This window comes from Nocardioides sp. PD653-B2, from assembly GCF_002117935.1.
GTDB lineage: Bacteria > Actinomycetota > Actinomycetes > Propionibacteriales > Nocardioidaceae > Nocardioides.
This window is the reverse complement of the sequence record NZ_BDJE01000040.1, coordinates 1-22,882: the sequence shown is the minus strand read 5'-3', so window position 1 is coordinate 22,882 and position 22,882 is coordinate 1. Positions and strand designations below refer to the sequence as shown.

General features: G+C 70.6%; 27 protein-coding genes and 2 tRNA genes. 15 read left to right on the top strand and 14 right to left on the bottom strand.

Features of this window, described 5'->3' with window-relative positions; all coding sequences use genetic code 11:
• Positions 1-17: 17 nt before the first annotated feature.
• Positions 18-242 carry a DUF5131 family protein gene (locus PD653B2_RS25720; RefSeq protein WP_242665325.1) on the bottom strand — a complete coding sequence of 75 codons (225 nt, stop codon included), beginning with the start codon at positions 240-242 and terminating at the stop codon, positions 18-20.
• Positions 243-510: 268 nt separating this feature from the next.
• A tRNA-Arg gene (locus tag PD653B2_RS17070) sits at positions 511-583 on the bottom strand.
• Positions 584-740: 157 nt separating this feature from the next.
• Here PD653B2_RS17070 and PD653B2_RS17065 point away from each other — a divergent pair.
• A complete protein-coding gene (locus PD653B2_RS17065; protein WP_085873598.1) occupies positions 741-1,934 on the top strand; it encodes an LCP family protein in 1,194 nt (397 codons plus the stop codon).
• Positions 1,931-2,104 (top strand): hypothetical protein, encoded by a 174-nt coding sequence (locus tag PD653B2_RS17060; RefSeq protein WP_242665324.1) that lies wholly within the window; start codon positions 1,931-1,933, stop codon positions 2,102-2,104. The genes PD653B2_RS17065 and PD653B2_RS17060 overlap by 4 nt, the downstream gene beginning before the upstream one ends.
• 3 nt (positions 2,105-2,107) lie before the next feature.
• Here the strand turns inward: PD653B2_RS17060 and PD653B2_RS17055 are convergent, their stop codons facing one another.
• The 3 genes from PD653B2_RS17055 to PD653B2_RS17045 are packed head-to-tail and all read right to left on the bottom strand — an operon-like array spanning position 2,108 to position 3,490.
• Positions 2,108-2,488 carry an MscL family protein gene (locus tag PD653B2_RS17055; protein ID WP_085873596.1) on the bottom strand — a complete coding sequence of 127 codons (381 nt, stop codon included), beginning with the start codon at positions 2,486-2,488 and terminating at the stop codon, positions 2,108-2,110.
• A 9-nt stretch (positions 2,489-2,497) separates the two neighbouring features.
• Positions 2,498-3,124 (bottom strand): SAF domain-containing protein, encoded by a 627-nt coding sequence (locus PD653B2_RS17050; protein WP_085873595.1) that lies wholly within the window; start codon positions 3,122-3,124, stop codon positions 2,498-2,500.
• A gap of 51 nt (positions 3,125-3,175) precedes the next feature.
• Positions 3,176-3,490, bottom strand: a complete 315-nt coding sequence (locus tag PD653B2_RS17045) for an FmdB family zinc ribbon protein (protein ID WP_085873594.1) — start codon at positions 3,488-3,490, stop codon at positions 3,176-3,178.
• Positions 3,491-3,568: 78 nt separating this feature from the next.
• Here PD653B2_RS17045 and PD653B2_RS17040 point away from each other — a divergent pair, with 78 nt between their 5' ends.
• Positions 3,569-6,175: a penicillin acylase family protein gene (locus PD653B2_RS17040; RefSeq protein ID WP_207559496.1), complete on the top strand. Its 2,607-nt coding sequence runs from the start codon at positions 3,569-3,571 to the stop codon at positions 6,173-6,175.
• 9 nt (positions 6,176-6,184) lie between these two features.
• On the opposite strand, the gene PD653B2_RS17035 is transcribed toward PD653B2_RS17040, so the two are convergent.
• Entirely contained in the window at positions 6,185-6,781 is a 597-nt protein-coding gene (locus PD653B2_RS17035; protein WP_085873592.1) for a 5-formyltetrahydrofolate cyclo-ligase, read from the bottom strand.
• Positions 6,782-6,804: 23 nt separating this feature from the next.
• Between PD653B2_RS17035 and PD653B2_RS17030 the strand changes: the two genes are divergently transcribed.
• The 8 genes from PD653B2_RS17030 (at position 6,805) to PD653B2_RS16995 (ending at position 12,560) form a co-directional block, all read left to right on the top strand.
• On the top strand, positions 6,805-8,184 hold the full coding sequence (locus tag PD653B2_RS17030; protein ID WP_085873591.1) for a UTP--glucose-1-phosphate uridylyltransferase: 1,380 nt from the start codon (positions 6,805-6,807) through the stop codon (positions 8,182-8,184).
• The gene (gene glp, locus PD653B2_RS17025) at positions 8,177-9,433 is read left to right on the top strand and encodes a gephyrin-like molybdotransferase Glp (protein ID WP_085873590.1); all 1,257 of its coding nucleotides are present in this window, start codon (positions 8,177-8,179) and stop codon (positions 9,431-9,433) included. The genes PD653B2_RS17030 and glp overlap by 8 nt, the downstream gene beginning before the upstream one ends.
• A 2-nt stretch (positions 9,434-9,435) precedes the next feature.
• A complete protein-coding gene (gene moaC, locus PD653B2_RS17020) occupies positions 9,436-9,912 on the top strand; it encodes a cyclic pyranopterin monophosphate synthase MoaC (RefSeq protein ID WP_085873589.1) in 477 nt (158 codons plus the stop codon).
• Positions 9,912-10,382, top strand: a complete 471-nt coding sequence (locus PD653B2_RS17015; RefSeq protein WP_207559498.1) for a MogA/MoaB family molybdenum cofactor biosynthesis protein — start codon at positions 9,912-9,914, stop codon at positions 10,380-10,382. The genes moaC and PD653B2_RS17015 overlap by 1 nt, the downstream gene beginning before the upstream one ends.
• A 22-nt stretch (positions 10,383-10,404) precedes the next feature.
• On the top strand, positions 10,405-11,004 hold the full coding sequence (locus PD653B2_RS17010; protein WP_085873587.1) for a GNAT family N-acetyltransferase: 600 nt from the start codon (positions 10,405-10,407) through the stop codon (positions 11,002-11,004).
• Positions 11,005-11,065: 61 nt separating this feature from the next.
• The gene (locus tag PD653B2_RS17005; RefSeq protein WP_085873586.1) at positions 11,066-11,926 is read left to right on the top strand and encodes a hypothetical protein; all 861 of its coding nucleotides are present in this window, start codon (positions 11,066-11,068) and stop codon (positions 11,924-11,926) included.
• A 9-nt stretch (positions 11,927-11,935) separates the two neighbouring features.
• Positions 11,936-12,403: an SRPBCC family protein gene (locus PD653B2_RS17000; RefSeq protein WP_085873585.1), complete on the top strand. Its 468-nt coding sequence runs from the start codon at positions 11,936-11,938 to the stop codon at positions 12,401-12,403.
• 81 nt (positions 12,404-12,484) lie between these two features.
• A tRNA-Ala gene (locus PD653B2_RS16995) sits at positions 12,485-12,560 on the top strand.
• 482 nt (positions 12,561-13,042) lie between these two features.
• On the opposite strand, the gene PD653B2_RS16990 is transcribed toward PD653B2_RS16995, so the two are convergent.
• On the bottom strand, positions 13,043-13,360 hold the full coding sequence (locus tag PD653B2_RS16990; RefSeq protein ID WP_242665323.1) for a hypothetical protein: 318 nt from the start codon (positions 13,358-13,360) through the stop codon (positions 13,043-13,045).
• Between the two features lie 352 nt (positions 13,361-13,712).
• On the opposite strand from PD653B2_RS16990, the gene PD653B2_RS16985 reads away from it, so the two are divergent.
• Together PD653B2_RS16985 and PD653B2_RS16980 are read left to right on the top strand one after the other, a co-directional pair.
• Positions 13,713-14,846: a hypothetical protein gene (locus PD653B2_RS16985; RefSeq protein ID WP_085873583.1), complete on the top strand. Its 1,134-nt coding sequence runs from the start codon at positions 13,713-13,715 to the stop codon at positions 14,844-14,846.
• Positions 14,847-15,011: 165 nt separating this feature from the next.
• Positions 15,012-15,668, top strand: a complete 657-nt coding sequence (locus tag PD653B2_RS16980; protein WP_242665322.1) for a GyrI-like domain-containing protein — start codon at positions 15,012-15,014, stop codon at positions 15,666-15,668.
• Here the strand turns inward: PD653B2_RS16980 and PD653B2_RS16975 are convergent.
• The 4 genes from PD653B2_RS16975 to PD653B2_RS16960 are packed head-to-tail and all read right to left on the bottom strand — an operon-like array spanning position 15,634 to position 18,733.
• A complete protein-coding gene (locus PD653B2_RS16975) occupies positions 15,634-17,199 on the bottom strand; it encodes a peptide chain release factor 3 (RefSeq protein WP_085873582.1) in 1,566 nt (521 codons plus the stop codon). The two genes, PD653B2_RS16980 and PD653B2_RS16975, sit on opposite strands and share 35 nt — an antisense overlap.
• Positions 17,200-17,216: 17 nt before the next feature.
• Complete coding sequence (locus tag PD653B2_RS16970) at positions 17,217-17,981, bottom strand: class I SAM-dependent methyltransferase (RefSeq protein ID WP_085873581.1); 765 nt, start codon at positions 17,979-17,981, stop codon at positions 17,217-17,219.
• A gap of 49 nt (positions 17,982-18,030) precedes the next feature.
• Positions 18,031-18,297 carry a DUF3263 domain-containing protein gene (locus PD653B2_RS16965; protein WP_085873580.1) on the bottom strand — a complete coding sequence of 89 codons (267 nt, stop codon included), beginning with the start codon at positions 18,295-18,297 and terminating at the stop codon, positions 18,031-18,033.
• A 13-nt stretch (positions 18,298-18,310) separates the two neighbouring features.
• Positions 18,311-18,733, bottom strand: coding sequence for a PPOX class F420-dependent oxidoreductase (locus PD653B2_RS16960; protein ID WP_085873579.1), 423 nt, complete (start codon positions 18,731-18,733; stop codon positions 18,311-18,313).
• Positions 18,734-18,771: 38 nt separating this feature from the next.
• On the opposite strand from PD653B2_RS16960, the gene PD653B2_RS16955 reads away from it, so the two are divergent.
• Positions 18,772-19,755, top strand: coding sequence for an SDR family NAD(P)-dependent oxidoreductase (locus tag PD653B2_RS16955; RefSeq protein ID WP_207559495.1), 984 nt, complete (start codon positions 18,772-18,774; stop codon positions 19,753-19,755).
• 39 nt (positions 19,756-19,794) lie between these two features.
• Here PD653B2_RS16955 and PD653B2_RS16950 read toward each other — a convergent pair whose 3' ends face one another.
• Positions 19,795-20,205, bottom strand: coding sequence for a hypothetical protein (locus PD653B2_RS16950; protein WP_133059082.1), 411 nt, complete (start codon positions 20,203-20,205; stop codon positions 19,795-19,797).
• A 26-nt stretch (positions 20,206-20,231) separates the two neighbouring features.
• Positions 20,232-20,753 (bottom strand): RNA polymerase sigma factor, encoded by a 522-nt coding sequence (locus PD653B2_RS16945; protein WP_165763515.1) that lies wholly within the window; start codon positions 20,751-20,753, stop codon positions 20,232-20,234.
• Positions 20,754-20,873: 120 nt separating this feature from the next.
• On the opposite strand from PD653B2_RS16945, the gene PD653B2_RS24625 reads away from it, so the two are divergent.
• Positions 20,874-21,239, top strand: coding sequence for a hypothetical protein (locus tag PD653B2_RS24625; protein ID WP_133059081.1), 366 nt, complete (start codon positions 20,874-20,876; stop codon positions 21,237-21,239).
• Between the two features lie 179 nt (positions 21,240-21,418).
• On the opposite strand, the gene PD653B2_RS16940 is transcribed toward PD653B2_RS24625, so the two are convergent.
• Positions 21,419-22,669 carry an HNH endonuclease signature motif containing protein gene (locus PD653B2_RS16940; RefSeq protein WP_085873575.1) on the bottom strand — a complete coding sequence of 417 codons (1,251 nt, stop codon included), beginning with the start codon at positions 22,667-22,669 and terminating at the stop codon, positions 21,419-21,421.
• Positions 22,670-22,882: the final 213 nt, after the last annotated feature.

Below are 22,882 nucleotides of genomic sequence, written 5' to 3'. Positions count from 1 at the left end.
CTCCGGATGGTGCTGGACTACGCGGTCGACGACGACATGCTGCTGCTGAACCCGGCTTGTCGCGTGAACGTCCGTCGTCTGCCGAAGCCAGCCGACATGGCCGAGCACGAGCGCAAGCGCGACCGCCTCACGACCACCGATGTGAGCGCATAGCAGTTGTCGCAGCCTGCCGAGACGCGGTCACAACCCGTCGTCGGGTTCCACGTGGCCTCGGTCCACTCGATGGCGCTCTTGTCGGACATGTGCGCACGGTAGCCCGTTCGAACAAGTGTTCGATATAACTAGCGGCGGCGCGTCCCTCCGGCGCGCTGCGGGGTGGGGAGCCGGGATCGGGCCTCTGAGGGGTCCGGGCAGGTGAGAGGGGCGTTGCACGCCCATGCAGGGGCCTCTCCCAGTCCCGGAGACGGCCCGAACGGCGCTCGACTCGACCCGTTCGGGGAGGCCGTTCCGGAGGGCTCTACCGCCGTGGCCCGCTCGTGGACCGGGGTGACCCGACGAGGCGTTTCTCGGTGCCCCAGGTAGGAGTCGAACCTACGACCTTTCGCTTAGGAGGCGGCTGCTCTATCCACTGAGCTACTGGGGCGGGTGATGTCGGCGCACAGTGTTTCACGCTGGTCGCTCGGCCCGCTGCCCTGCCTCCGTGAGCCGCCGTTTTGATTCGAGAGGTCGCTCACAGGGACACTTAAGGTTCGAGACGTACGCTCGCCGTGCCCTCTCCGAACCGATGCCGAGGTACCCCTGTGTCCGACCCCGCGCCCGACGGTGCCGAGCCGGACACCAGTGCGCCCAAACGTCGGGGCAAGGTCCGCAAGCGACACACGATCGGCAAGATCGTGCTCGCGACCGTCCTCGTCATGGCGATGGCGACGGGGCTCGGCACCATCTGGCTCTACCGGCACCTGAACGGCAACCTCAACGTCGTCGACGTGACCGGCCAGCTGACCAACCGGCCGGACAAGATGGAGGTCGAGGGCCCGCAGGAGCCGCTGAACGTCCTGGTGATGGGGTCCGACAGCCGCGACTGCGAGGGCTGCAACATCGACAACCTCACCGGCGGCGGGCAGCGCTCCGACACGACGATCCTCTTCCACCTCTCCGCGGACCGGGAGCGTGCCTACGGCATCAGCATCCCGCGCGACCTGATCGTCGACCGACCCGACTGCGTGGACGAGGACGGCACCACCATCGCGGGTGCCGACGGCGTCATGTGGAACGAGGCCTTCTCGGTGGGCGGCCCGGCCTGCACCATCCAGCAGGTCGAGCAGCTCACCGGCATCCCGATGGACCACTACGTGGTCGTCGACTTCGAGGGCTTCAAGGGCATGGTCGACGCCATCGGCGGCGTCGAGGTCTGCATCCCCGAGCCGATCGTCGACCCGGCCCACGGCATCAACATCGAGGCCGGCACGCGCAAGATCAAGGGCGCCGAGGCCCTCAACTACGTGCGCGAGCGGTACGTCGTCGGCAACGGCTCCGACATCGGCCGGATGAAGCGCCAGCAGGCGTTCATCGCGTCGATGGCCCACCAGGTCGTGACCGCCGGCACGCTGGCCCGGCCCGACCACCTGGTCGGCTTCCTCAACGCGGCGACCAAGTCGCTGACCGTCGACGACGGCCTGGGCAGCATCGTCAAGCTGGCGCAGCTCGGCGGCCAGTTCCAAGGCATCGGCCTCGACAACATCCAGTTCCTCACCATCCCGAACATCCCGGACCCCTCGGACCCCAACCGGCTCGTCTGGAAGCAGCCCGAGGCCAAGAACGTCTGGGACAAGATCGCGCACGACGAGCCGCTGACCAAGAAGCTCAGCGAGGACGTCATCAGCGCGGGCAACGTGCCCGGGTCCAGCTCCTCGTCCGGCTCCGGGAACGGCAACGGTGGCTCGTCCAACGAGGCCGACAAGCAGGCGCTCGCAGACGCCGGGCTGTGCACGTGAGCGGGGAGCGCAAGCCGGAGACCGACTGGGAGCGCCGCAGGCGCCTCGCCGAGGTGTTCGGCGACGCTCTCCCCGACACCACGCGCGACGACCGCGACGACGACGCCCCGCGGGAGTCCGGCACCGACGCGTGGCTGCGCGCGCAGGTGCCGCCCCACCACGGGGGCTGACCGCTACAGGTCGGTGGACGCCGGCTTGCCCTGCTGCGTGGCCAGCAGGTCGCGGATCTCCTGGAGCAGCTTCACGTCTTCCGGCGTGCCCGGCTGGGGGCTCGGGAAGAAGCGCTCCTTCGCCTTGGTGTACGGCATCACGACGAAGAAGTAGACGACCGTCGCGAGGATGACGAACGAGATCACCGCGGTGATCCAGGCGCCGACGGAGACCCCGCCGGGGTCGTAGCTGGAGAAGTCCTTGGCGCCGCCGACCTTGCCGATGAGGTCCATCAGGAGGGTGACGGTCGCCGTGACCACGGCCGCGAACGCGGCGGCCATGATGAAGGCGACCGCGAGCTCGACCAGGTTGCCGCGGAGGATGAAGTTCTTGAATCCGGTCATCCCGGCACGTTAGTCGGCGAAGGCAACCGTCACGAAGGTGCGCACCGCGGCGTCCGCGATCCGGGCGACGTCCGCCGGGTCGGCGCCGATCACCACCAGCCGCCCGGTCAGGCCGGAGCCGCTCGTGTCGGCGGCGGCCGGGATCGCCAGCACCGGTACGGCGCTCGCGACCACCTCCGCGCCGCCGCCCTGGGGGTCCGCCGAGACCAGGTCGACCCGGTCGCCGACCCGCAGCAGCTCGACCATCCCGGCGTCGGGGAGCCGGACCGGGACCGCGGCCAGCCCCGGGTAGCCGTCGGTCAGTGCCGGTCCGACCAGCCGGAGGTCGGCGACCGGCTCGCCGGCCCGGAGCGGTGCGGCGAGGGTCCGCCCGGCGGCGTCGGCGGCGAGCCCGTCGGGGACGGAGCCGGGCGCGAACCCGACGGTGCGCAGGTCGTCGGCGCCCAGCACCGCACCGGCCGGCAGGTCGCGCGCGGCGACCCGCACCGGCACCTCGGCCGGCGGCGGGGAGGCCGCGGCGTGGATCCCGGCCGCGACCGCGACCGCGGTCAGGACGGCGGCGAGCAGCCGCCGCCGGGCCAGCACGGCGCGTCGTACCGGACGGAGGGTGGCAGCGAGACGGTCGCGCGAGGACATGCCTCGACGCTAGGAGAGATCAGCGGAGCCGGCGCGGGCTCTCCACAGGGCTCAGTCGGAGGACGACGAGGCCGAGGCCGACGTCGTCGCGGCGGGCTTCGACCCGGACGTGGTCTCGGACTTCTTCTCGCCCGTGCTCTCGGTCTTCGTCTCGGTCTTGGCGGCCTGGGCGTCGGTAGCGGTCGAGCCGGAGCGGCTGTCGGTGCGGTAGAAGCCGGAGCCCTTGAAGACGACGCCGACGGCGTTGAACACCTTCCGCAGCCTGCCGTGACACTGCGGGCACTCGGTGAGCGCGTCGTCGGAGAAGCTCTGGAACTGCTCGAAGGCGTGGCCGCACTCGGTGCAGGCGTACTGATAGGTGGGCACGGGTCTCCTCGGTGGTCTCCCCGGGGCGAGGAAACTGGCACTCGGCCCCGACGACTGCCAATGGTACGACACGGCACAATGACCAGCACCATGACGGACGAGAAGCGGCCAGGCCCGTGGCAGAGGTTCCAGGCGTGGCCCCGCTTCGCCCGGATCGCGGGGTACGTCGCGGCCGCCCTGGTGATCGTCCTGGTGGCGGGGTCGATCACCGCGGTGCAGCTGGTGCGGCGACCGTTCCCGCAGGTCTCCGGGTCGGCCGGCCTGCCGGGCCTCGAGGGCGAGGTCGAGGTCGTGCGCGACGCGCAGGGCATCCCGCAGCTGTACGGCGACTCCGTCGAGGACCTGATGCGCGCGCAGGGCTACGTGCACGCGCAGGAGCGCTTCTTCGAGATGGACGTACGCCGGCACGCGACCGCCGGCCGGCTGGCCGAGATGTTCGGCGAGGACGCGCTCGAGAGCGACGAGTACATCCGCACGATGGGCTGGCGCCGGGTCGCCGAGAAGGAGCTGGCGCTGGTCAAGCCGGAGACCCGCGCCGCGCTCGAGGCCTACGCCGACGGGGTCAACGCCTACCTCGACAGCCACTCGTCGAGCCGGATCGCCGTCGAGTACACGGTCCTCAACGCCGGCGGCCTGCACTACCAGCCCGAGCACTGGACGCCGGCCGACTCGGTCTCGTGGCTCAAGGCGATGGCGTGGGACCTGCGCGGCAACATGACCGACGAGATCGACCGGGTGCTGGCGCTCGCCGGGCACAGCGCGGCCGAGGTCGCCGAGCTCTACCCGGAGTACCCCTACGACGAGCACGCGCCGATCGTCGGCCAGGGCGCGGTCGTCGACAACGTCTTCGAGCAGGACGCCACCGCGCCCGGCACCCGCAACCCGCAGCGTCCGCCGTACACCGCCGACATGCGGGGCGTGCTCACCCGGCTGCGCGACGGCATCGCGAAGATGCCGTCCCTGCTCGGCCGCGGCGACGGCATCGGCAGCAACAGCTGGGTCGTCGACGGCGACCACTCCGTCACCGGGTCGCCGCTGCTCGCGAACGACCCGCACCTCGGCGTCAGCCTGCCCGGCGTCTGGATGCAGATGGGCCTGCACTGCCGGACCATCTCGGAGGCCTGCCCGCTCGACGTCGCGGGCTTCACGTTCTCCGGCGTGCCCGGCGTGATCATCGGCCACAACGCCGACATCGCCTGGGGCTTCACCAACCTCGGGCCCGACGTCAGCGACCTCTACCTCGAGCGGATCGAGGGTGACCGGTGGCGGTACGACGGCCGGTGGCGACCGCTGCGCAGCCGCACCGAGACGATCGAGGTCGACGGTGGCGACGACGTCACGATCACGGTCCGGTCGACCGCGCACGGCCCGATCGTGTCCGACGTGTCCGAGGAGCTCGAGGACGTGGGGGAGGACCCTCCGGGCGTGCCCGCCGGTGACTACGCGGTCGGGCTGCAGTGGACCGCGCTGCGACCGGCACCGACGGCCGACGCGATCCTCCAGCTCGACCTGGCGACGGACTGGGACTCCTTCCGTGAAGCGGCGGCGACGTTCGGTGTCCCGGCGCAGAACATGGTCTACGCCGACCGTGCCGGCCACATCGGCTACCAGGCGCCGGGCCAGGTCCCGATCCGGAAGTCCGGCAACGACGGGTTGCTGCCGTCGGCCGGCTGGAAGCCCGAGAACGACTGGACCGGCGACTACGTCCCGTTCGCCGCGCTGCCCAACGTGCTCGACCCCGACGACGGCTTCGTGGTCACCGCCAACCAGGCCGTCATCGGTCCGGACTACGCGCCGTTCCTCACCGACGACTGGGACCGTGGCTACCGCTCGCAGCGGATCCGCGACCTGATCGAGCAGCGGGTCGACGAGGGCGCCGACCTGTCGGTCGACGACATGGCCGCCCTCCAGCTCGACGACCTCCACCCGCTGGGGCCGGTGCTCACGCCGTACCTCCTCGACATCGACCTGCACGGCTACTACGCAGCCGGCCAGCGCAAGCTCCGGCACTGGGACTTCCACCAGGACGCCGACAGCGCCGCCGCTGCCTACTTCAACGTCGTCTGGCGCAACCTGCTCGCGGACACCTTCCACGACGACCTGCCCGAGGAGATCTGGCCCGACGGCGGCCAGCGGTGGTACGCCGTGGTCGGCAACCTGCTCACCGAGCCCCGCTCGGCGTGGTGGGACGACACGTCCACCGACGGCGTCGTCGAGACCCGCGACGACATCCTCGCGCGGGCGCTCCGCGACGCCCGCGACGAGCTGACCCGGCGCCAGTCGCTCGACGCCGACGAGTGGACCTGGGGACACCTGCACCGCCTCGACCTGCACAGCCCGACCCTCGGGGAGTCCGGCGTCGGCCCGGTCGAGTGGCTGGTCAACCGCAACGGCTGGCAGGTCGGCGGCGGCAGCTCGACCGTCGACGCCACGTCCTGGGACGCGTCGGAGGGGTACGGCGTGGTCAGCGCCCCGTCCATGCGGATGGTCGTGTCGCTCGGTGACCTCGACGACTCGCGCTGGATCAGCCTGACCGGTGTCTCCGGGCACCCGTTCGACCAGCACTACACGGACCAGACCGACCTCTGGGCCGCCGGTGCCACGCTCCCGTGGGCGTTCACCCGCGACGCCGTCGACGCCGCCGCCGAGGACGTGCTCACCCTGGAGCCGGTCGCCGAGGACTGACCGCTCCACCTACCGCAGTCGGATGACGCCCGACGGGGTGGCGGCCGCGAGCACGGGGCGGTCGTGCGGCTCGGTGGGGACGTCGCGGCCGACCTCGTCGTCGTAGAGCAGCACGCAGGTGAAGGTGCCGACCGGCACCCGGCCCAGGGCGCGGTCGTAGGAGCCGCCGCCGCGACCGAGCCGCATGCCGGTGGGCGAGACCGCCAGGCCGGGCACCAGCACGACGTCGGCGGTCGCGACGGCGTCCACGCCGAGGGGCTCGCCGTCGGGCTCGAGCAGGCCGCGGCGCGCGGAGACCAGGTGGTCCGGACCGCCGTACACCGCCCAGTCGAGGTCGTCGTCGGGCAGCAGCACCGGCAGCAGCACCCGCTTGCCCGCGGCCCGGAGCGCGTCGAGCAGCGGTCCGGTGCCGGGCTCGCCGTTGAGGGAGACGTACGCCGCGACGGAGGCCGCGCGGCGGAGGTCGGTGGTGGCCAGCAGGTGCTCGGCGATCGAGCGGGCCGCGTCGCCGACCTCGGCCAGCGACCGACGGCTGCGGGTGGTCAGCAGCCGGTCGCGCACGGCCGTCTTGGCGGGTGATTGCCCGGGTGATTGGGGAGCGGCCACACGGGAAGCCTACGATCGTGAACATGGGTAGCGCTGGCTTGAACCGAGCGCGCGACAAGATGGCCGCCGCGGGAGTGGACGAGATCGCCATCGAGACGTTCGCGCACTACTTCCGTCTGCTCGAGCACGGCGAGACCGGCATGGTGCCGGAGTCCTCGATCGAGCCGGTCGAGATGGAGTCGCTGACGAGCGTCGAGGTCGACCCCGACGTCGCCGCCGAGGCGGTCCGCTCGACCGCGGTGATCAAGCTCAACGGCGGGCTCGGCACCTCGATGGGCATGGACCGTGCCAAGTCGCTGCTGTGCGTGCGCCGTGGGCTGTCGTTCCTCGACATCATCGCCCGGCAGGTGCTGCACCTCCGTGAGGAGTACGACGCCACGCTGCCGCTGATCTTCATGAACAGCTTCCGCACCTCGGCCGACACCATGGCCGCGCTGGCCCGCTACGAGAGCCTGCCGGTCGAGGGCCTGCCGCTGGAGTTCCTGCAGAACAAGGAGCCCAAGCTGCTGGCGAAGGACCTCTCGCCGGCGAGCTGGCCGAAGGACCCCGACCTCGAGTGGTGCCCGCCCGGCCACGGCGACCTCTACACCGCGCTGCGCGGCACCGGCCTCCTCGACCGGCTCATCGAGGCCGGATACGAGCGGGTCTTCGTCTCCAACTCCGACAACCTGGGCGCGGTCCCGGACGCCCGGGTGGCCGGCTGGTTCGCCGAGTCCGGCGCGCCGTTCGCGATCGAGGCCGTGCGCCGTACGCCGTCGGACCGCAAGGGCGGCCACTTCGCCCGCCGCAAGTCCGACGGGCGGATCGTCCTGCGCGAGAGCGCGCAGACGCTCGACGCCGACAAGGACGCGCTGGCCGACCTCGATCGTCACAAGTACTGCTCGACCAACAACCTGTGGTTCGACCTGGCCGCGATGAAGCATGCGCTCGACGTCCGTCAGGGCATCCTCGGCCTGCCGCTGATCCGCAACGTCAAGACCCTCGACCCCGGCGACAAGAGCACGCCCGAGGTGATCCAGATCGAGACCGCGATGGGTGCCGCGGTCGAGGTGTTCGAGGGCTCCCGGCTGATCGAGGTCGGTCGCGACCGGTTCGTGCCGGTGAAGACCACCAACGACCTGCTGGTGCTGCGCTCCGACGTCTACGACATCGGTCAGGACTTCGTGCTCGACCAGACGGCGGTCGAGATCCCGTTCGTCGATCTCGACGACGACTTCTACAAGCTGGTCGGCGACTTCGACAAGCGTTTCCCGCACGGCGCGCCGTCGATGAAGAAGGCCAGCTCGCTGCGGGTCGAGGGCGACTGGACCTTCGCCGGCGGGGTGCAGGTCGTCGGCGACGTGACGCTCGAGGCCGCGTCGGCCCAGCGCGTCGACCCCGACACCGTCCTCTCCGATGGCTGACGCCCCCGCCGGTCCCGCCAGCAGCACCGTCACCTCCGTCGACGACCACCTCGCGCGGATCCTCGACGGCGTCGAGGCGCTCCCCGACTTCCCGCAGCCGCTGATGGAGTCGCTCGGCCTGGCCGTGGCCGAGGACGTGGTCGCCCCGATCGCGCTGCCGTCGTTCGACAACTCCGCGATGGACGGGTACGCCGTCTGCCTCGCCGACGTCGCGTCCGCCACCGAGTCGTCGCCGGTCCAGCTGCCGGTCGTCGGCGAGATCGGCGCCGGGCAGGCGCAGCTGCTGGCCATGTCGCCGGGCACCGCCGTCAAGATCATGACCGGCGCTCCGATGCCGGTCGGTGCCGACAGCGTCGTGCCCTACGAGTGGACCGACCGGGGCGTCGCCCAGGTGCGGATCGACCGGGCACCCACGCTCGGCCAGCACATCCGCGCGGCGGGTGAGGACGTCACCGCCGGTGACGTGCTCGTCGAGCACGGCACGGTCCTCGGGCCGCGTCACCTCGGCCTGCTCGCGGCGGTCGGCCGGGCCACCGTGCGCTCGCGCCCGCGCCCCCGGGTGGTCGTCATCTCCACCGGCTCCGAGCTGCGCGAGCCCGGCACGGAGCTCGGCCACGACTCGATCTACGACGGCAACTCGTTCCTCCTCGCGGCCGCGGCGCGCAAGGCCGGGGCGATCGCCTACCGGGTCGGGATCGTCCCCGACGAGCCCCGCGCCTTCCTCGACGCGCTCCACGACCAGCTCGTGCGCGCCGACATCGTCATCACGAGCGGCGGTGTCTCGCAGGGCGACTTCGACGTCGTCAAGGAGGCGCTCCTGCCGCTCGGCACGGTCTGGTTCGGCGGCGTCGGCATGCAGCCCGGCAAGCCCCAGGGCTTCGGCCACGTCGGCGAGGACCGCACCCCGATCTTCACGCTGCCGGGCAACCCGGTGTCGTCGTACGTCTCCTTCGAGCAGTTCGTGCTGCCCGCGATCCGCAAGATGATGGGCAAGCTGCCGTACTCGCGCCCGACCACCCCGGCCCGGCTCACCCACACGATCTCGTCGCCGGAGGGGCGCCGTCAGTTCGTGCGCGGGGAGTACGCCGTCGACAGCGCCGGCCCGCACGTCGCGCCCGTCGGCGGACACGGTTCCCACCTGATCGGCGATCTGGCATCGTCCAACGCGCTGGTCGTGGTGCCCGAGGACGTCACCTCGGTCCCGGCCGGCGAGCTGGTGCCGGTGCTGAGGCTCGACGAGGAGTTCTAGAGATGAGCGAACCGCGGCTGACCCACGTCGACGAGTCCGGGGCGGCGCGGATGGTCGACGTCTCGGGGAAGGACGTCACGGCGCGCACGGCGTCCGCGTCCGGCCGGGTGCTGGTCTCCGCCGAGGTGGTCGCGCTGCTGCGCGGCGAGGGCGTCCCGAAGGGCGACGCGCTCGCGGTCGCGCGGATCGCCGGGATCATGGGGGCCAAGCAGACCCCCGCACTGATCCCGCTCTGCCACCCGCTCGCGATCTCGGGCGTGACACTCGACCTCTCCATCGCCGATGACGCCGTCGAGATCGTGGCGACGGTCCGCACCACCGACCGCACCGGCGTCGAGATGGAGGCGCTGACCGCGGTCTCGGTCGCCGCGCTCACCGTGGTCGACATGGTCAAGGCCGTCGACAAGGGCGCGGTGATCACCGACGTCCGCGTCGAGAGCAAGACCGGCGGCAAGTCCGGCGACTGGGCGCGCGCGTGATGCGCGCCGAGGTGGTCGTCGCCTCCAACCGTGCCGCGGCCGGGGTGTACGACGACACGACCGGCCCGCTGATCGTGGACTTCCTCCGCGAGCTCGGCTTCGCCGTCGACCCGCCCGTCGTGGTGCCCGACGGTGACCCGGTCGGCGCCGCGATCGCCGCCGCCGCCGAGGGCGGCGCCCGCGTCGTCCTCACCACCGGTGGCACCGGCCTGACCCCCACCGACCGGACGCCGGAGGTCACCCGCCCCCTGCTCGACTTCGAGGTGCCGGGCATCGCGGAGGCCATCCGTGCCCACGGCGTCGCCCAGGGCGTGCCGACCGCGGTGCTCTCGCGCGGCCTGGCCGGCGTGGTCGGCAGCTGTCTCGTGGTCAACCTGCCGGGCTCGCGGGGCGGTGTGAAGGACGGCCTGACCGTGCTCCGGCCGGTCCTCGTGCACGCAGCAGAACAGGTCGTCGGGAGCGACCATTGAGCCGGAGCGTCGGGAGCGACCATTGAGCGGGTGGCCGGTCTGGCTGTCCTCGGAGGACGTCACGGTGCGCCCGCTCGCCTACTCCGACGCCCGCGCCTGGCGTGAGTCCCGGCGCCGCAACGCCACCTGGCTCCGGCCCTGGGACGCGACCGTCCCGCCCGGCTCCGACGCGCGGCCGTCGACGTTCCGCTCGCTGGTCTGGCGGCTGCACAAGCAGGCCCGCGCGGGCACGACGTACCCGTTCGCCGTGGAGGTGGACGGCCACTTCGCGGGGCAGATCACCGTCAACAACATCGTGCGCGGGTCGGCGCAGTTCGCGTCGATCGGCTACTGGCTCGACCGCGAGTACGCCGGCCGCGGGGTGATGCCGCGCGCGGTCGCGATGGTCATCGACCACTGCTTCGTGATCGCCAAGCTGCACCGGATCGAGATCGCGATCCGGCCGGAGAACTCCAACTCCCTGCGCGTCGTGGAGAAGCTCGGCCTGCGCGAGATCGGCTACGCCCCGCGGTTCCTGCACATCGACGGGTCCTGGCGCGACCACCGCATCTACGCCGTCACCGTCGACGAGTGTCCCGAGGGCATGTTGGCGCGGCTCAAACCACACGAGTCACACGAGTGATTTTGCGACACACCTGTGGACATCCGCGGCCGGGTCGGGTATCGCTCATAACCTCTGTCTCGTGGACCTGAGCGCTCTGATCTTCGTCGCCCTCGCTGTGGCGTGGGCCGTCTACCTCGTCCCGAAAGCGCTCAAGCACCACGACGACGTGGTCCGGAGCCGTTCGGTCGACCGGTTCTCGCACACGATGCGGGTGCTCGCGCGCCGGGAGCCCGTCAACCGTCGCAGCGCCCGCCTCGTCGTCACGCCCGGTCGCCCGTTCTCGCAGGCCACCGTCGTCACCAAGCCCACCTCCCGGCCCGAGCCGGTGGCCGAGGCGCCGGCTCCGGAGCTCACGCCGGGCCAGCTGCGCGCCCGCCGCGCCGCCGCGTCGCGCGCCACGAAGCGCCGCCGCAACGTGCTCGCCCTGATCCTCGTCGCCACGGTCGCGGTCGTCGCGGTCGCGGCCTTCGCGGTCATCAGCTGGGCGTACGTCGCGATCCCGGTCGGCGTCCTGGTCGCCTGGCTGGTCGCCTGCCGGATCATGGTCAAGGGGGAGCGCAAGGCGCTCCGCCCGGCCGGCCGGATGCCGGTGGAGGTGCCCGGGACCGAGGAGCCGGTCGAGGCTCCCGAGGACGCCGCCGCCTCCGTCGAGGACGCCGACGACCTCGGCGAGGTCGACCCGATGGCCGACACGTCCGCCGGCATCGCCCCGGTCGACCCGGCCCTGTGGGACCCGGTGCCCGTCACGCTCCCGACGTACGTCACGAAGCCGGCGGCGGCCCGTCGCACCGTCCGCACCATCGACCTCGACGACACCGGCGTGTGGACCTCCGGTCGCACCGACGCCGACGCCCAGATCGCCCGCGAGGCCGACGCCGCCGAGAAGGCCGCGCGCAAGGCCCGCCGCGACGGCGACGAGCACCGCGCCCTCGGCTCGTAATCTGGCGGCATGGTCCTCGAGCTCGCGTCGTCCCGCACCTACCCGGTCAGTGTCGAGCACGCCTACGACATCGTGCTGCCGATGCCGCTGGCGGAGCTGCTCTCCCAGCGGTACGCCGTGTTCCCGGCGGTCCGCGAGGTCCGCGACCAGCAGGGCGCCTGGGGCAGCGTCGGCCAGACCCGGACGATCGAGCTCGCCGACGGTGGCAGCATCCGCGAGACCCTCACGCGCGTCGAACGCCCGCACTCCTTCGGCTACCGGCTCTCCGACGTCACCGGCCCGATGAAGCCGTTCGTCACCGAGGTCGCGGGGAGGTGGAGCTTCGAGCCCGCGGGCACCGGCGTCCGCATCACCTGGGCCTGGACGGTGCACCCGCGCGGCCGCCTCGGCAGGCTCGCGATGCCGGTCTTCGCACGGATGTGGACGGGCTACGCACGCCACGCCCTGGAGCGGATCGAGGGCGTCCTGGTCCCCTGAGACACGGTGCTCCGAACCGATTCGGTGGACCCGCGGGGCGGGTGCTAACGTTTCCCACCGCGTCCCTCGGGGCGTGAATCTGGGGCTGTGGCGCAGTTGGTAGCGCGTCTCGTTCGCAATGAGAAGGTCAGGGGTTCGAATCCCCTCAGCTCCACCAAAGAGATCCTCCGGGTGATCAGCGCAAACGCACGGATTGCCCGGGGGATTCGTCGTTGCTACTCGCTTGTGCGTCCGGCGGATGGCCCCCCGGTGGCCCCCGGCGCCCTGTTGAGCCGCTCGACGATCGGGAGAACGCGGTTGGCGATCGGGACGCGCCTAGATCGTGAGATCCGTTGGCGGTTCGAAGACGGCTCGACCATGCTCGGCCGCCACGTCGAATTGGACCCGCCGCGACGGGTGGTGATGCGTCACGGCTGGGAGCGCAGCCAGATGGGTCGTCGCGCAGGCCTTGGGCGTGGGGGCGCACGCCGCCCCGTATACCGGGACGCTCCGCCCGTGGAGCAGCGGCGACGGAACCGCGAGAAGTTGAATCGATGCTTGAGCGGCCCCCACGCCGAGAGCGAGCGAACTTGGCGCCTCGACGTTTGTCGAGGCGCCAAGCAAGGGTGGGGGTGCCTATTCACTCCAAGCTGGGGCCTGTCAGGAGAACCCTCCGACCCATGAGCCGCAGCCGACGATCACGCCGCCGCTACGACGGCATGCCCGGATTTCGATTGCGGCATCTTCGGTGATGCCGGAGAAGGTCTGCGAGTTGCTGGTTCCGGATCCCCCAGATGCGACCACGGTCTCGATCGTGCCGTTGGGTCGACGCAGCTGGGCAACGGCCGCATCTCCGTCCCCGGCAGTGTCGGTAGCGGTGAGCCGGTCTGGTGCATCGGTCCAATTGGCTCGAGCACCGGTGGTCGTGGCCTGGAAGTCGTTGGCCCATGCCGGGTTGGCACTGAGGGCGAGGAACATGCTCACTCCGAGCACGACTGCTGCGCGAACTGCTTTCATTGTTGATCCCTCCCGAGTGGGTTTCACGTGGCCGCGTTCCCGATGATCGCGGCTGTGGGCAGCATCACATTTTGTGATGCTCTTGCCAACGACGTCCGCGCACCTTCGCAATGAGAAGGCCAGGGGTTCGAATCACTCAGCTCCACCAGGACACGCTCACTCCGAGAGGGCGGGTCGCCAACTCGTTGGTGAGGGATGTTCGCTGGCGCGGACCGCGTCCGGGTCGTGCCGAGCCTCGAGAGGTTCTGGTGCCTCCGGTGCGCGGCGATCGCGTCGGGGGACTCGTCGACGACGCCGCGGATAGGCTGCGGTCGTGGTGGGGACAAACGGGAGCATCTACGTCCACGTCGGCATGCCGAAGACGGGGACGAGCTACCTGCAGTCCGTCTATCACAACTCAGCGGAGCAGCTTTCTCTCGAGGGCCTTGCGCTCGCGCCGCCCACTCGACGCGAAGCCTTCTGGCTTTCTCTGGCAATCCGTGACGGGCTCCATCCCGAGCGCGATCCAGCCGCCGCACTGCACGTGCTCGAGAGATTCGCGGAGCAGGTCAAAGACGCGGAGGCGGAGAGGTTGCTGGTCTCTGATGAGCTACTGGGGGCAGCCTCACCGGTGCAGATCGAGCGACTGCTGGAGGCTTGTCGTCCCCGGGAGGTCCACCTGGTGCTGACGGTTCGGAGCCTGGCTCGACTGCTTCCCTCGACCTGGCAGCAGCGAATCCAGCAGGGGAGTGAAGCCCCGGCCCTTGACGACTTCCTCGATGCGGTCGTCGACAGGCAGGGCCGCATCGGAGCGCGGTGGTGGGATGAACGGGGCGTCCAGAACGTGATCGAGAGATGGTCACAGTACGTGCCACTGGATCGGGTGCACGTCGTCACCGTTCCCAGTGGCCCTTCATCCGAGGAGCTCCTGCAGCGCTACTCCACGGTGCTCGGCGTGAACCCGGCTCGGCTGTCTACCGGCGCACCCCGCGAGAACGCCTCACTCGGGTATGCGGAAGCCGAGTTGCTCAGACTGGTGCGCGACCGGATTCCCCGTGGCCTGCTCAACCGTCATGAATATGTGCCGGTGGGCAAGCGTTGGCTGGCGCAGCGACACCTTGCGCCCCTGGGAGGACCGCCGCCGCGCATGCCGTTGCGGCTGCGCACCTGGTGCGAAGCGGAAGCGCAATCGACGATCGACTACGTGCGTCACCATTCCCTCGAGGTGGTCGGCGATCTGGAGGATCTACGACCGCTCCCTGAGGACTTCCACGACGGCTCTTCCGTTTCTTCGGACGAGTTGGTCGAGGTTGCCGTCCGTGCGTTGGCTTCGATTGCCCTCGAGCGTCTCGACGATCAGCGAGAGGAGCGCCCGACGCCCCGGGTGGAGGGCGGTTCCCTAGCCCGATGGCGGCAGAGGGGACGACGCAGGTTCAGGACGGGTCGGTTGAAGCGCAAGCGCCCGTAGCTCGGCGTGCGGTTGCTGCTGGAGACGTGCCACCTGCTGGCCAGCCTCACGCGACAAGCCGTCCGGTAGCGCGCTGGTCAGCTCGTCCGGCTTGTCAGATCTCGGGCCCTAGGACCCTGGTGCCGGCCCTCCCGCGCGAGCAGCATGGATCGTGAGGAGGCTCCGATGACGACCACGATGACGGGTGATCCCGTCGAGTTGCTGTACCGCGCCACGACGACGCCTCGGTTGGTGGAGGTGCCCGCGCTGACGTTCCTGTGCGTCGACGGGCACGGAGACCCGAACACCAGCCCGGCGTACGCCGAGGCGATCCAGGCGCTCTACGCGGTGTCGTACGCCGCGAAGTTCGCCGTGAAGAAAGAGACCGGCCAGGACGTCAAGGTCTCGGCCCTCGAGGGCCTGTGGTGGGCCGACGACGTGAGCACGTTCCTGACCGGCGACAAGTCCGCGTGGGACTGGACGATGATGATCCGCCAGCCGGCCGCCGTCACGGCCGAGCTCGTGGAGCGACTCGCGGCCGAGGTGGCTGACAAGAAGCCGCTCCCCGCGGTCGCGAAGCTCCGGCTGGTGACCTTCGAGGAGGGGCCGGCCGCCCAGGTGCTGCACGTGGGGCCGTACGCCGCCGAGGGGCCCACCATCGAGCGGCTGCACGCCTTCCTCCGCGACCAGGGCCTCGCCCTGGGCGACCCGGAGGAGCACAAGCACCACGAGATCTACCTCGGAGACCCGCGCCGGGCCGCGCCGGAGAAGCTGCGCACGATCATCCGGCAGCCCTACGCGCCGTCGCTCAGCCGCCACCCGCGGGCAACGCCTCGAGCATGATCTCCGGGTTGTCGCGAGCGGTGACGTTGGCCCGCCACTGGTCGACGAAGAGCGCCAGGTGGGTGCCGTCGGAGCGCTGCAGCACCTCGACGCCGCGCATGCCGGACAGGGCGACGGCGCCGTCGGCGTCGGTGCGTCGCGCGACCTGGTAGTCGAGCCGGGACAGCCGGATCGGTGAGTTGAACTCGTTGGTCATCCGCTCCTGCACGACCTCGAACTGCATCGGGCCGACCGCGGCGAGCACCGGGCTCTGGTCGCCGCGCAGGTCGGAGCGCAGCACCTGGACGACGCCCTCCTGGTCGATCTGGTCGATGCCCTTGCGGAACTGCTTGTAGCGACCGATGTCGGCCGCGGTGGCCGTCATGAAGTGCTCGGGGGCGAAGCTCGGGACGGGCGGGTACTCGATCGGGTCGCCGACGTACATCGTGTCGCCGACCCGCAGCGCCTGGGCGTTGACGAGGCCGATGATGTCGCCGGGGTGCGCCTCCTCGATCGAGGAGAGCTCACGGCCGAAGACGGCCTGGGCGTACTTCGTCGCGAACGGCCGGCCGCTGGCGGCGTGGGTCACGATCATGCCGCGCTCGAAGGTCCCCGACACGACGCGGGCGTAGGCGAGCCGGTCGCGGTGGGCGGCGTTCATGCCGGACTGCACCTTGAAGACGAACGCGCTGAACTCGTCCTCGACCTGGCGGACGGAGCCGTCGACGCCGGGCGTCGCGTGCGGCGCGGGGGCGAGGTCGAGGAGGAGGTCGAGGAGCTGCGCGACGCCGAAGTTCTGGAGGGCGGAGGCGAACATCACCGGCGTGGTCTCGCCGGCCAGGAACCGCTTCTGGTCGTGGTCGGCGTCGTCGGCCGACAAGAGCTCGTGCTCCTCGACCGCGGCCTCCCACACCGACGCGTCGTCGGGACCGACCTCGGCCGCGGGCATCCGCTTCTCCGGGGCGCGGGTGGCCCCACCGGCGGTGCGGGTGTACTTCACGAACTCGCCCGTACGGCGGTCCAGAACGCCCCGGAAGTCACCCGCCTCGCCGACCGGCCAGGTCAGCGGCGTCGGGCGCAGCTTGATCTGCTGCTCGATCAGGTCCATCAGCTCCAGCGCCGACAGGCCCGGCCGGTCCCACTTGTTGATGACGGTGATCACCGGGATGCCGCGCAGCGCGCAGACCTTGAAGAGCTTGAGCGTCTGCGGCTCGAGCCCCTTGCCCGCGTCGACCAGCATCACGGCCGAGTCGACCGCGGAGAGCACCCGGTAGGTGTCCTCGGAGAAGTCGCTGTGGCCCGGGGTGTCGACCAGGTTGACGACGTGGTCGCGGTAGACGAACTGCAGCGCGGCCGAGGTGATCGAGATGCCGCGGGCCTTCTCCATGTCCATCCAGTCGGACACGGTGGCGCGGCGCCCGCCCTTGCCGTGCACGGCACCGGCCTCGGTGATCACCCGTGCGTGCAGGGCGAGGGCCTCGGTGAGCGTGGACTTGCCGGCGTCGGGGTGGCTGATCACCGCGAAGGTACGGCGAGGGCGGGTGTCGGACACCCGGAGAACTTACCGGCTCAACCCGCGGTTGACCGCTTCCGGAGCAGCCAGACGGTGTTGGTGCCCGCGGTGTGCCGGGCGGCGACGGAGCGCAGGTTCGCGCGTTCGAGGCGGACCGCGGTCGGCAGCGGGCACACGTAGCAGCGCTCGTCCGATTGGGGGAGCACGCCCAGCGAGCGCCGGCCCACGACGCTGAAGCCGCGGTCGAGGAAGGGTCCGACGATGCTGCGGTTGGTGGCACCCGGGGCGTCCCGTCCGGAGCGGGCGCGCCGCACCACGTAGGACGACGACCAGAAGTTGCGGTGGTTGTTGAGCAGGAGGTGGCCGCCCGGTCGCAGCACCGCGTCGAGCGCCGCGACCGAGCTGCGGCGCAGCGCGGGGTCGGCGTTCGGGAAGAACCGGAACGCCGTCGCCAGGTCGACCGACCCGGCGGGCACGACCGAGGTGAGCTCGCGCCCGTCGAGCTCGACGAAGGTGGCTCCCGGCACCCGCCGGCGCGCCACCTCCAGCATCGACGCCGCGACGTCGACGCCGGTCACCTGGGCGCCCGGCAGCTCGTGCACGAGCCGGTCGGTGATCCGGCCGGTCCCGCAGGCGAGGTCCAGCACCGTGGCGGCCTCGATCGGGGCGAGCAGGTCGTGCAGCACCGCCTGCTCCATCTCCCACATCATCGCCCGCAGCGGTGCGGTCGCGAACCCCTCGTCGTAGTCCTCGCCCCGCCCGAGGTGGCTGGAGGTGTAGTCGGTGGTCGGTTCGGGACGGCGCCGCAGCAGGCTGTGCATACCCGCCTGTGCCCGGCGACCGTCCTCCCCAACCCGGCAGGGGCCCGGGTCAGGCCGGCCCGCCGTGGCGTCGGGCGCTGCGCTGCTCCTGACGAGCGGCGCGGCGCCGGCGCAGGCGGCGCACCAGCCGCGGCGCGTGTGCCTCGGCGGCGGGCAGGTCGATGATCGTGTTCAGCAGCTGGTGGTAGCGGGCCGACGTGAGGTCGAACCTCTCGCGGAGCGCGGTCTCCTTGGCCCCGGCGTGCTCCACCCAGTCACGCTCGAACTCGAGGATCTCGCGGTCGAGGTCGTCGAGCTCGGGCTTGTCCGCGTGCATGGGGACAAGCCTGTCATCCGGCGGTCGACGGCGCGAAGGCGGCCGAGACGAGGAACCGCTCGACCTCGATCCGGACCGCGACGCGGCGCGGGTTGGGCTGGGGCGTCCGGTAGCGGCTGGCGTAACGCTCCTCGGCTCGCCGTACGGACGTCTCGTCGGTGAGCACCGCGCCGGTGCCCTCGATCGTCGACCAGCGGCGCCCGTCGACCTGGCAGGCGGCGAGCATCCCGGAGTGCGCGAGGTTGCGGACCTTCTGGGAGGAGTCGAACGTGATCACCCACGCGCAGCGCTCCTCGGGGTCGAGCGCGACCCCGACCGGGACGACGTGCGGCCGCCCGTCGGCGCGCAGGGTCGTGAGCGTGCACAGGTGCCGCTCGGTCCAGAAGTCCAGCAGTTCTTGGGGGAACGCGTCCCACACCGGTCGCCACGAGGTCACGACGCATGCTTTCACGTGCCGACGGCTACGTTCGAGGCATGCGTCAGCTTCCGATCTCGACCCGGGTGGCCTCCGGCATCGACACCCTCCTGGACCGGACCGTCGTGCCCGGTTACACCGTGATCGGGCCGGCCGTACGCCGGCGGCTGCGCACCTGGCCCGACGACCCGAGGCCCGGGTCGATGGCCGGCAAGGTCTCCGTGGTCACGGGGGCGACCTCCGGGCTCGGGCGCGCGACCGCCGAGGGCCTGGCCGACCTGGGCGGGACGGTGATCCTCGCCGTCCGGGACACCGACAAGGGCGCGCGGGTGCTCCGCGAGATCGCCGCCACCCGGCCGCTGGCGACGCTGGAGGTGCGCCGCTGCGACGTGGCCGACCTCGACGACGTACGCCGCTTCGCGGCCGAGCTCGCCGCCGAGCTGGGTGACCGCTCCCTCGACGTCCTGGTCCACAACGCCGGGGCGATGCCACCCGAGCGCACCGAGTCGCCGCAGGGCCACGAGATGGCGATGGCGCTGCACGTGCTCGGCCCGGTGCTGATGACCGAGCTGCTCAAGCCGCAGCTGCGCGGCGGACGGGTCATCTTCGTGACCTCGGGCGGGATGTACACCCAGCGGCTCCGCGACGACGACCCGGAGTACCTGAAGGGCGAGTACAAGCCCGCCACGTCGTACGCCCGCAGCAAGCGCGCGCAGGTCGAGCTGCTGCCGATCCTCCAGCGCCAGTGGGCGTTCGAGGGCGTCGACGTGCACGCCACCCACCCCGGCTGGGCGGACACCCCGGGCGTGACCGAGTCGCTGCCCACCTTCGACAAGGTGATGGGCCCGCTGCTGCGCGACGCGGCGGGTGGTGCGGACACCACCGTGTGGCTCGCCGCGACGCAGCCCGCTCCCACCGGTGGCCGCCTCTGGCACGACCGGCACCCGCGACCGACGCAGATCCTCAAGAAGACCCGCACCGGCGAGGCCGAGCGCCAGCACCTCTGGACGTGGGTCGTCGAGCAGCTGGGACTCGACGAGTAGTCCTGACGGCCGTCGGACCGTGCCTCGTGGTGTCTGCGGCTATTCGAAGTCTGTCTCGGCGGTGTCAGACCGGCTTTCGTTCTTCCTTCTCGGATCGATCCCCAACATGTCTTCGAACCCGAGCATGTCCGTCCACTGGCTGCGGCCCGCGGCGTCTCGGAGCAGCGCGAACTGCACCCTTTGTGCGATGTCCGAAACCTCGCGTGGTGTCAGCCCCAACCTGTCCGCAGCGACATTGATCGACCTGTTTGAGTCCGCAAGAGTTTGAAAGGCGGCGATGTCCTCGGGTTCCAAGTCGAGTTGCTGGGCGATCTTGATACGACGTTGACGATCCCGCTTCGCGCGGACGCCGGCGTTGTGCACCGCCTCGACCAGGTTGCCTGTGGGCGGGCGCTCGTCGCTGTGGCGCTGCTCGTTCGCGCGAAGCAGCGACCTGATCTCCTCGAACATGGCGAAGATATCGGCATCGGGGCCTGTCATCGGACCGGCACTCCCATCATCCAGTCTCGGAGGCGGCGGTGAGCCCTCGCCTTTCGATCGGCCACGGTCGAGATGCCGCAGCCCAGAGCCTCGGCGGTCTCTTTCAGAGTGAAACCCCACAGGTCAACCATCAAGACTGGCAGGTATTCGTTCACCGGAAGGTCGGGGATGTGATTGAGGAGTCTCCGAACCTCTGACGATACGCCGGCATTGGTTCGTAGTGCGTCGATGGTTGCTTGGGACTCGGCGAGTACGCGTGCACGCTCTGTCTTCAGCATCCGGAGGGCCGCATTCCGGACCGTCGTCATGACGTACGCCTCCAGCTCGCTGGGCAGCGACGGGAAGCGACCACCGCGCGCGTACCTCTTGATGAGGTGGTCGATCGCCATCGCCACAGCGTCCTCAGCCAGATCAAACGAACCGGTCACTCGTTGTGCCACGCGGGTAGCTCGTGGCAGACGGTCGATGAGGAAGTCTGCGAACCGGTCGATCTCGTCGTCGGTGGGTAGTTCGACCAACCCTGAGCCACCTCCCATCGAGATTTTCTTCGGTGATCCGGAAATCGCCTGCCTCTGCGGACTTTAGAGGTTGAAGGGCACACACGCCCGACAACCTGGGAGGTAGAAATGTTGAGCACGATGAAGACGACCTGGCGATCAGCGATCGTCACGCTGATCGCCTTGGCGAGCGTGGTTGTCGCCTCGCCCACGCCCTCGCAAGCCGCCGCCGACACGTCGCCGGGAAGCGGTTCGACCATGCACGCTGCACGAGCGTCTTACCTACCCGTCTCCGGTGTCACGGTATGTCGCAGCCAAGGCCACTTCGGCGGCTCGTTCTGGTGGTACTGGAACCCGGCAAGCTGGTACTGCTACGACCTGTCGATCCCATGGGGCATCTCGATCGCGGGGTCGCCAAACTTCGGCGCCTACTGTCGAGCCCGCGGTTACCCAATTGCCGAGGCGTATCCCTGGAACACGATGTCCTGGCGTTGCTATCGGCGGTGATGGTGAGAGGGATGCTCAGCCAAGGAGGAAGTGCTTGGCTGAGCATCCCTCTTGGTGATTTGTCGGCAGCCGCCCTCCTGGCGCGGGCTGCGGGTCGCTTCGGGTTGCGGCCGACAGGCTGACAACGGGGCCAGGTGGGACCCGGTTCGTGTGTGGGTGCGGGGGTTGGGGCGGTCGGCCTATTGGCGCCGGGTGAAGGCGACCTTGCCGCCGGGGAGCTTGGTCATGGTGTAACTGGGGTCGTGTGCCCTGGTGTGGTGCTTGGGGCAGAGCAGTCGCCCGGTTTTCGCGCTCGTGCCTCCGCCCTTCGACCAGGGGTGGTCGTGGTGGGCGTGGCACAGGCCGGGTGGCCAGTCGCAGCCGGTGGTGGTGCAGCCCTGGTCTCGGAGGGCCATGGCGATGCGCATGGGGGTGGTGTGGAAGCGGGTTTTGCGGCCGACGTCCAACACCTCGGAGGGTCCGCCGAGGACGGCGGGGATGATGCCGGCTTCGCAGGCGAGGCGTCGGGCGAGTCCGGGGGAGAGGTGTTCGCCGGTGTCCAGGTGGGCGGCCTGCAGGCGGCCCTCCAGGGTCTCGAGGGTCATGGTCACGACCACGGTGGCGTTGAGGCCGCCCGTGTTCGGGAGCTGGTCGACGGGGTAGCGCTGGATGAGCTCGGCGAACGCCCGGCCCATGCGTTCGGGTCCCGGTCGTCGCTCACCGAGGGGGCCTTGGGTGGCTTGGTGTTTGGGTGCGGCGATCGCGAGGAGTGCTTTCTTGAGCATGGCGCCGGTGAGGGCGTCGAGGGTGAACCGGCCGTGCACGCGGCCGTGGCCGTCCTCGGCCATCGTGAACCGGAGCGACTCCTGGGCCGCGCGTTCTTCGCGTTCCAGCAGTTTCGCTTCGCGTTCGTCGGCCTGGTCGGGGGCGATGACCTCGAAGAGCCGCCGCCCGAGGATGCGCAGCGTCTTCGCGTCGTGGTGGCGTGCTTCGGCGACCAGGTGCCGTTCGGCCTGTTCGACCAAAGCGGTGTCGAGGTCGGCGGGGAGCTGCTCGACCGCGTGGACGATGACCTGGGCCTGCTCGAGGACCAGATCACCGGCGGCCAGCGCCACCCGCACGGGTTCGTGACCGGCAGAGAGCGCGGCGGCGAGACCCATCTGCCGGATCGCCTCACGCCGGGTCTGGTGGGTGGCGTGCGCCCACCACACGGCCGTCGAGGTCGCACCGGAGGCCTCGCCGACCTGGGCTTCGTCGGCGTGGGCGGCGACGCGGAGCTTCAGCTCGGTGACTCGGGCTTCGAGCTCGGTGTAGGCGATCAGGGTCGCGGCGGCCTCGTCCGGGTCCATCGACCACATCGGTGTCTGGGTCACCTCGTCGATGAGGGCACTCAGCCGCACGGCAGCCCGCGACACCGGGTGTCGTGGTGCGGTGTGCGTGCTGGTCGCCATACCCATCACTCAACCAGGGACCACCGACAATCAGGCCCTGAAATCCTGTGGACAACAGGGGTTGGGGGTAACGGTCTGGTAACAGTGTTTCGCCTTTGTCCACAGGGGTTTCGAGAGAGTATCGGTGGTTGAGGAGGTTGCGCAGCAACCGTCTCGAAACCCCCGCAGCCCCCGCGCCTGCCTGGGTCCCCGGGGTTTCGAGACAGGCGCCAG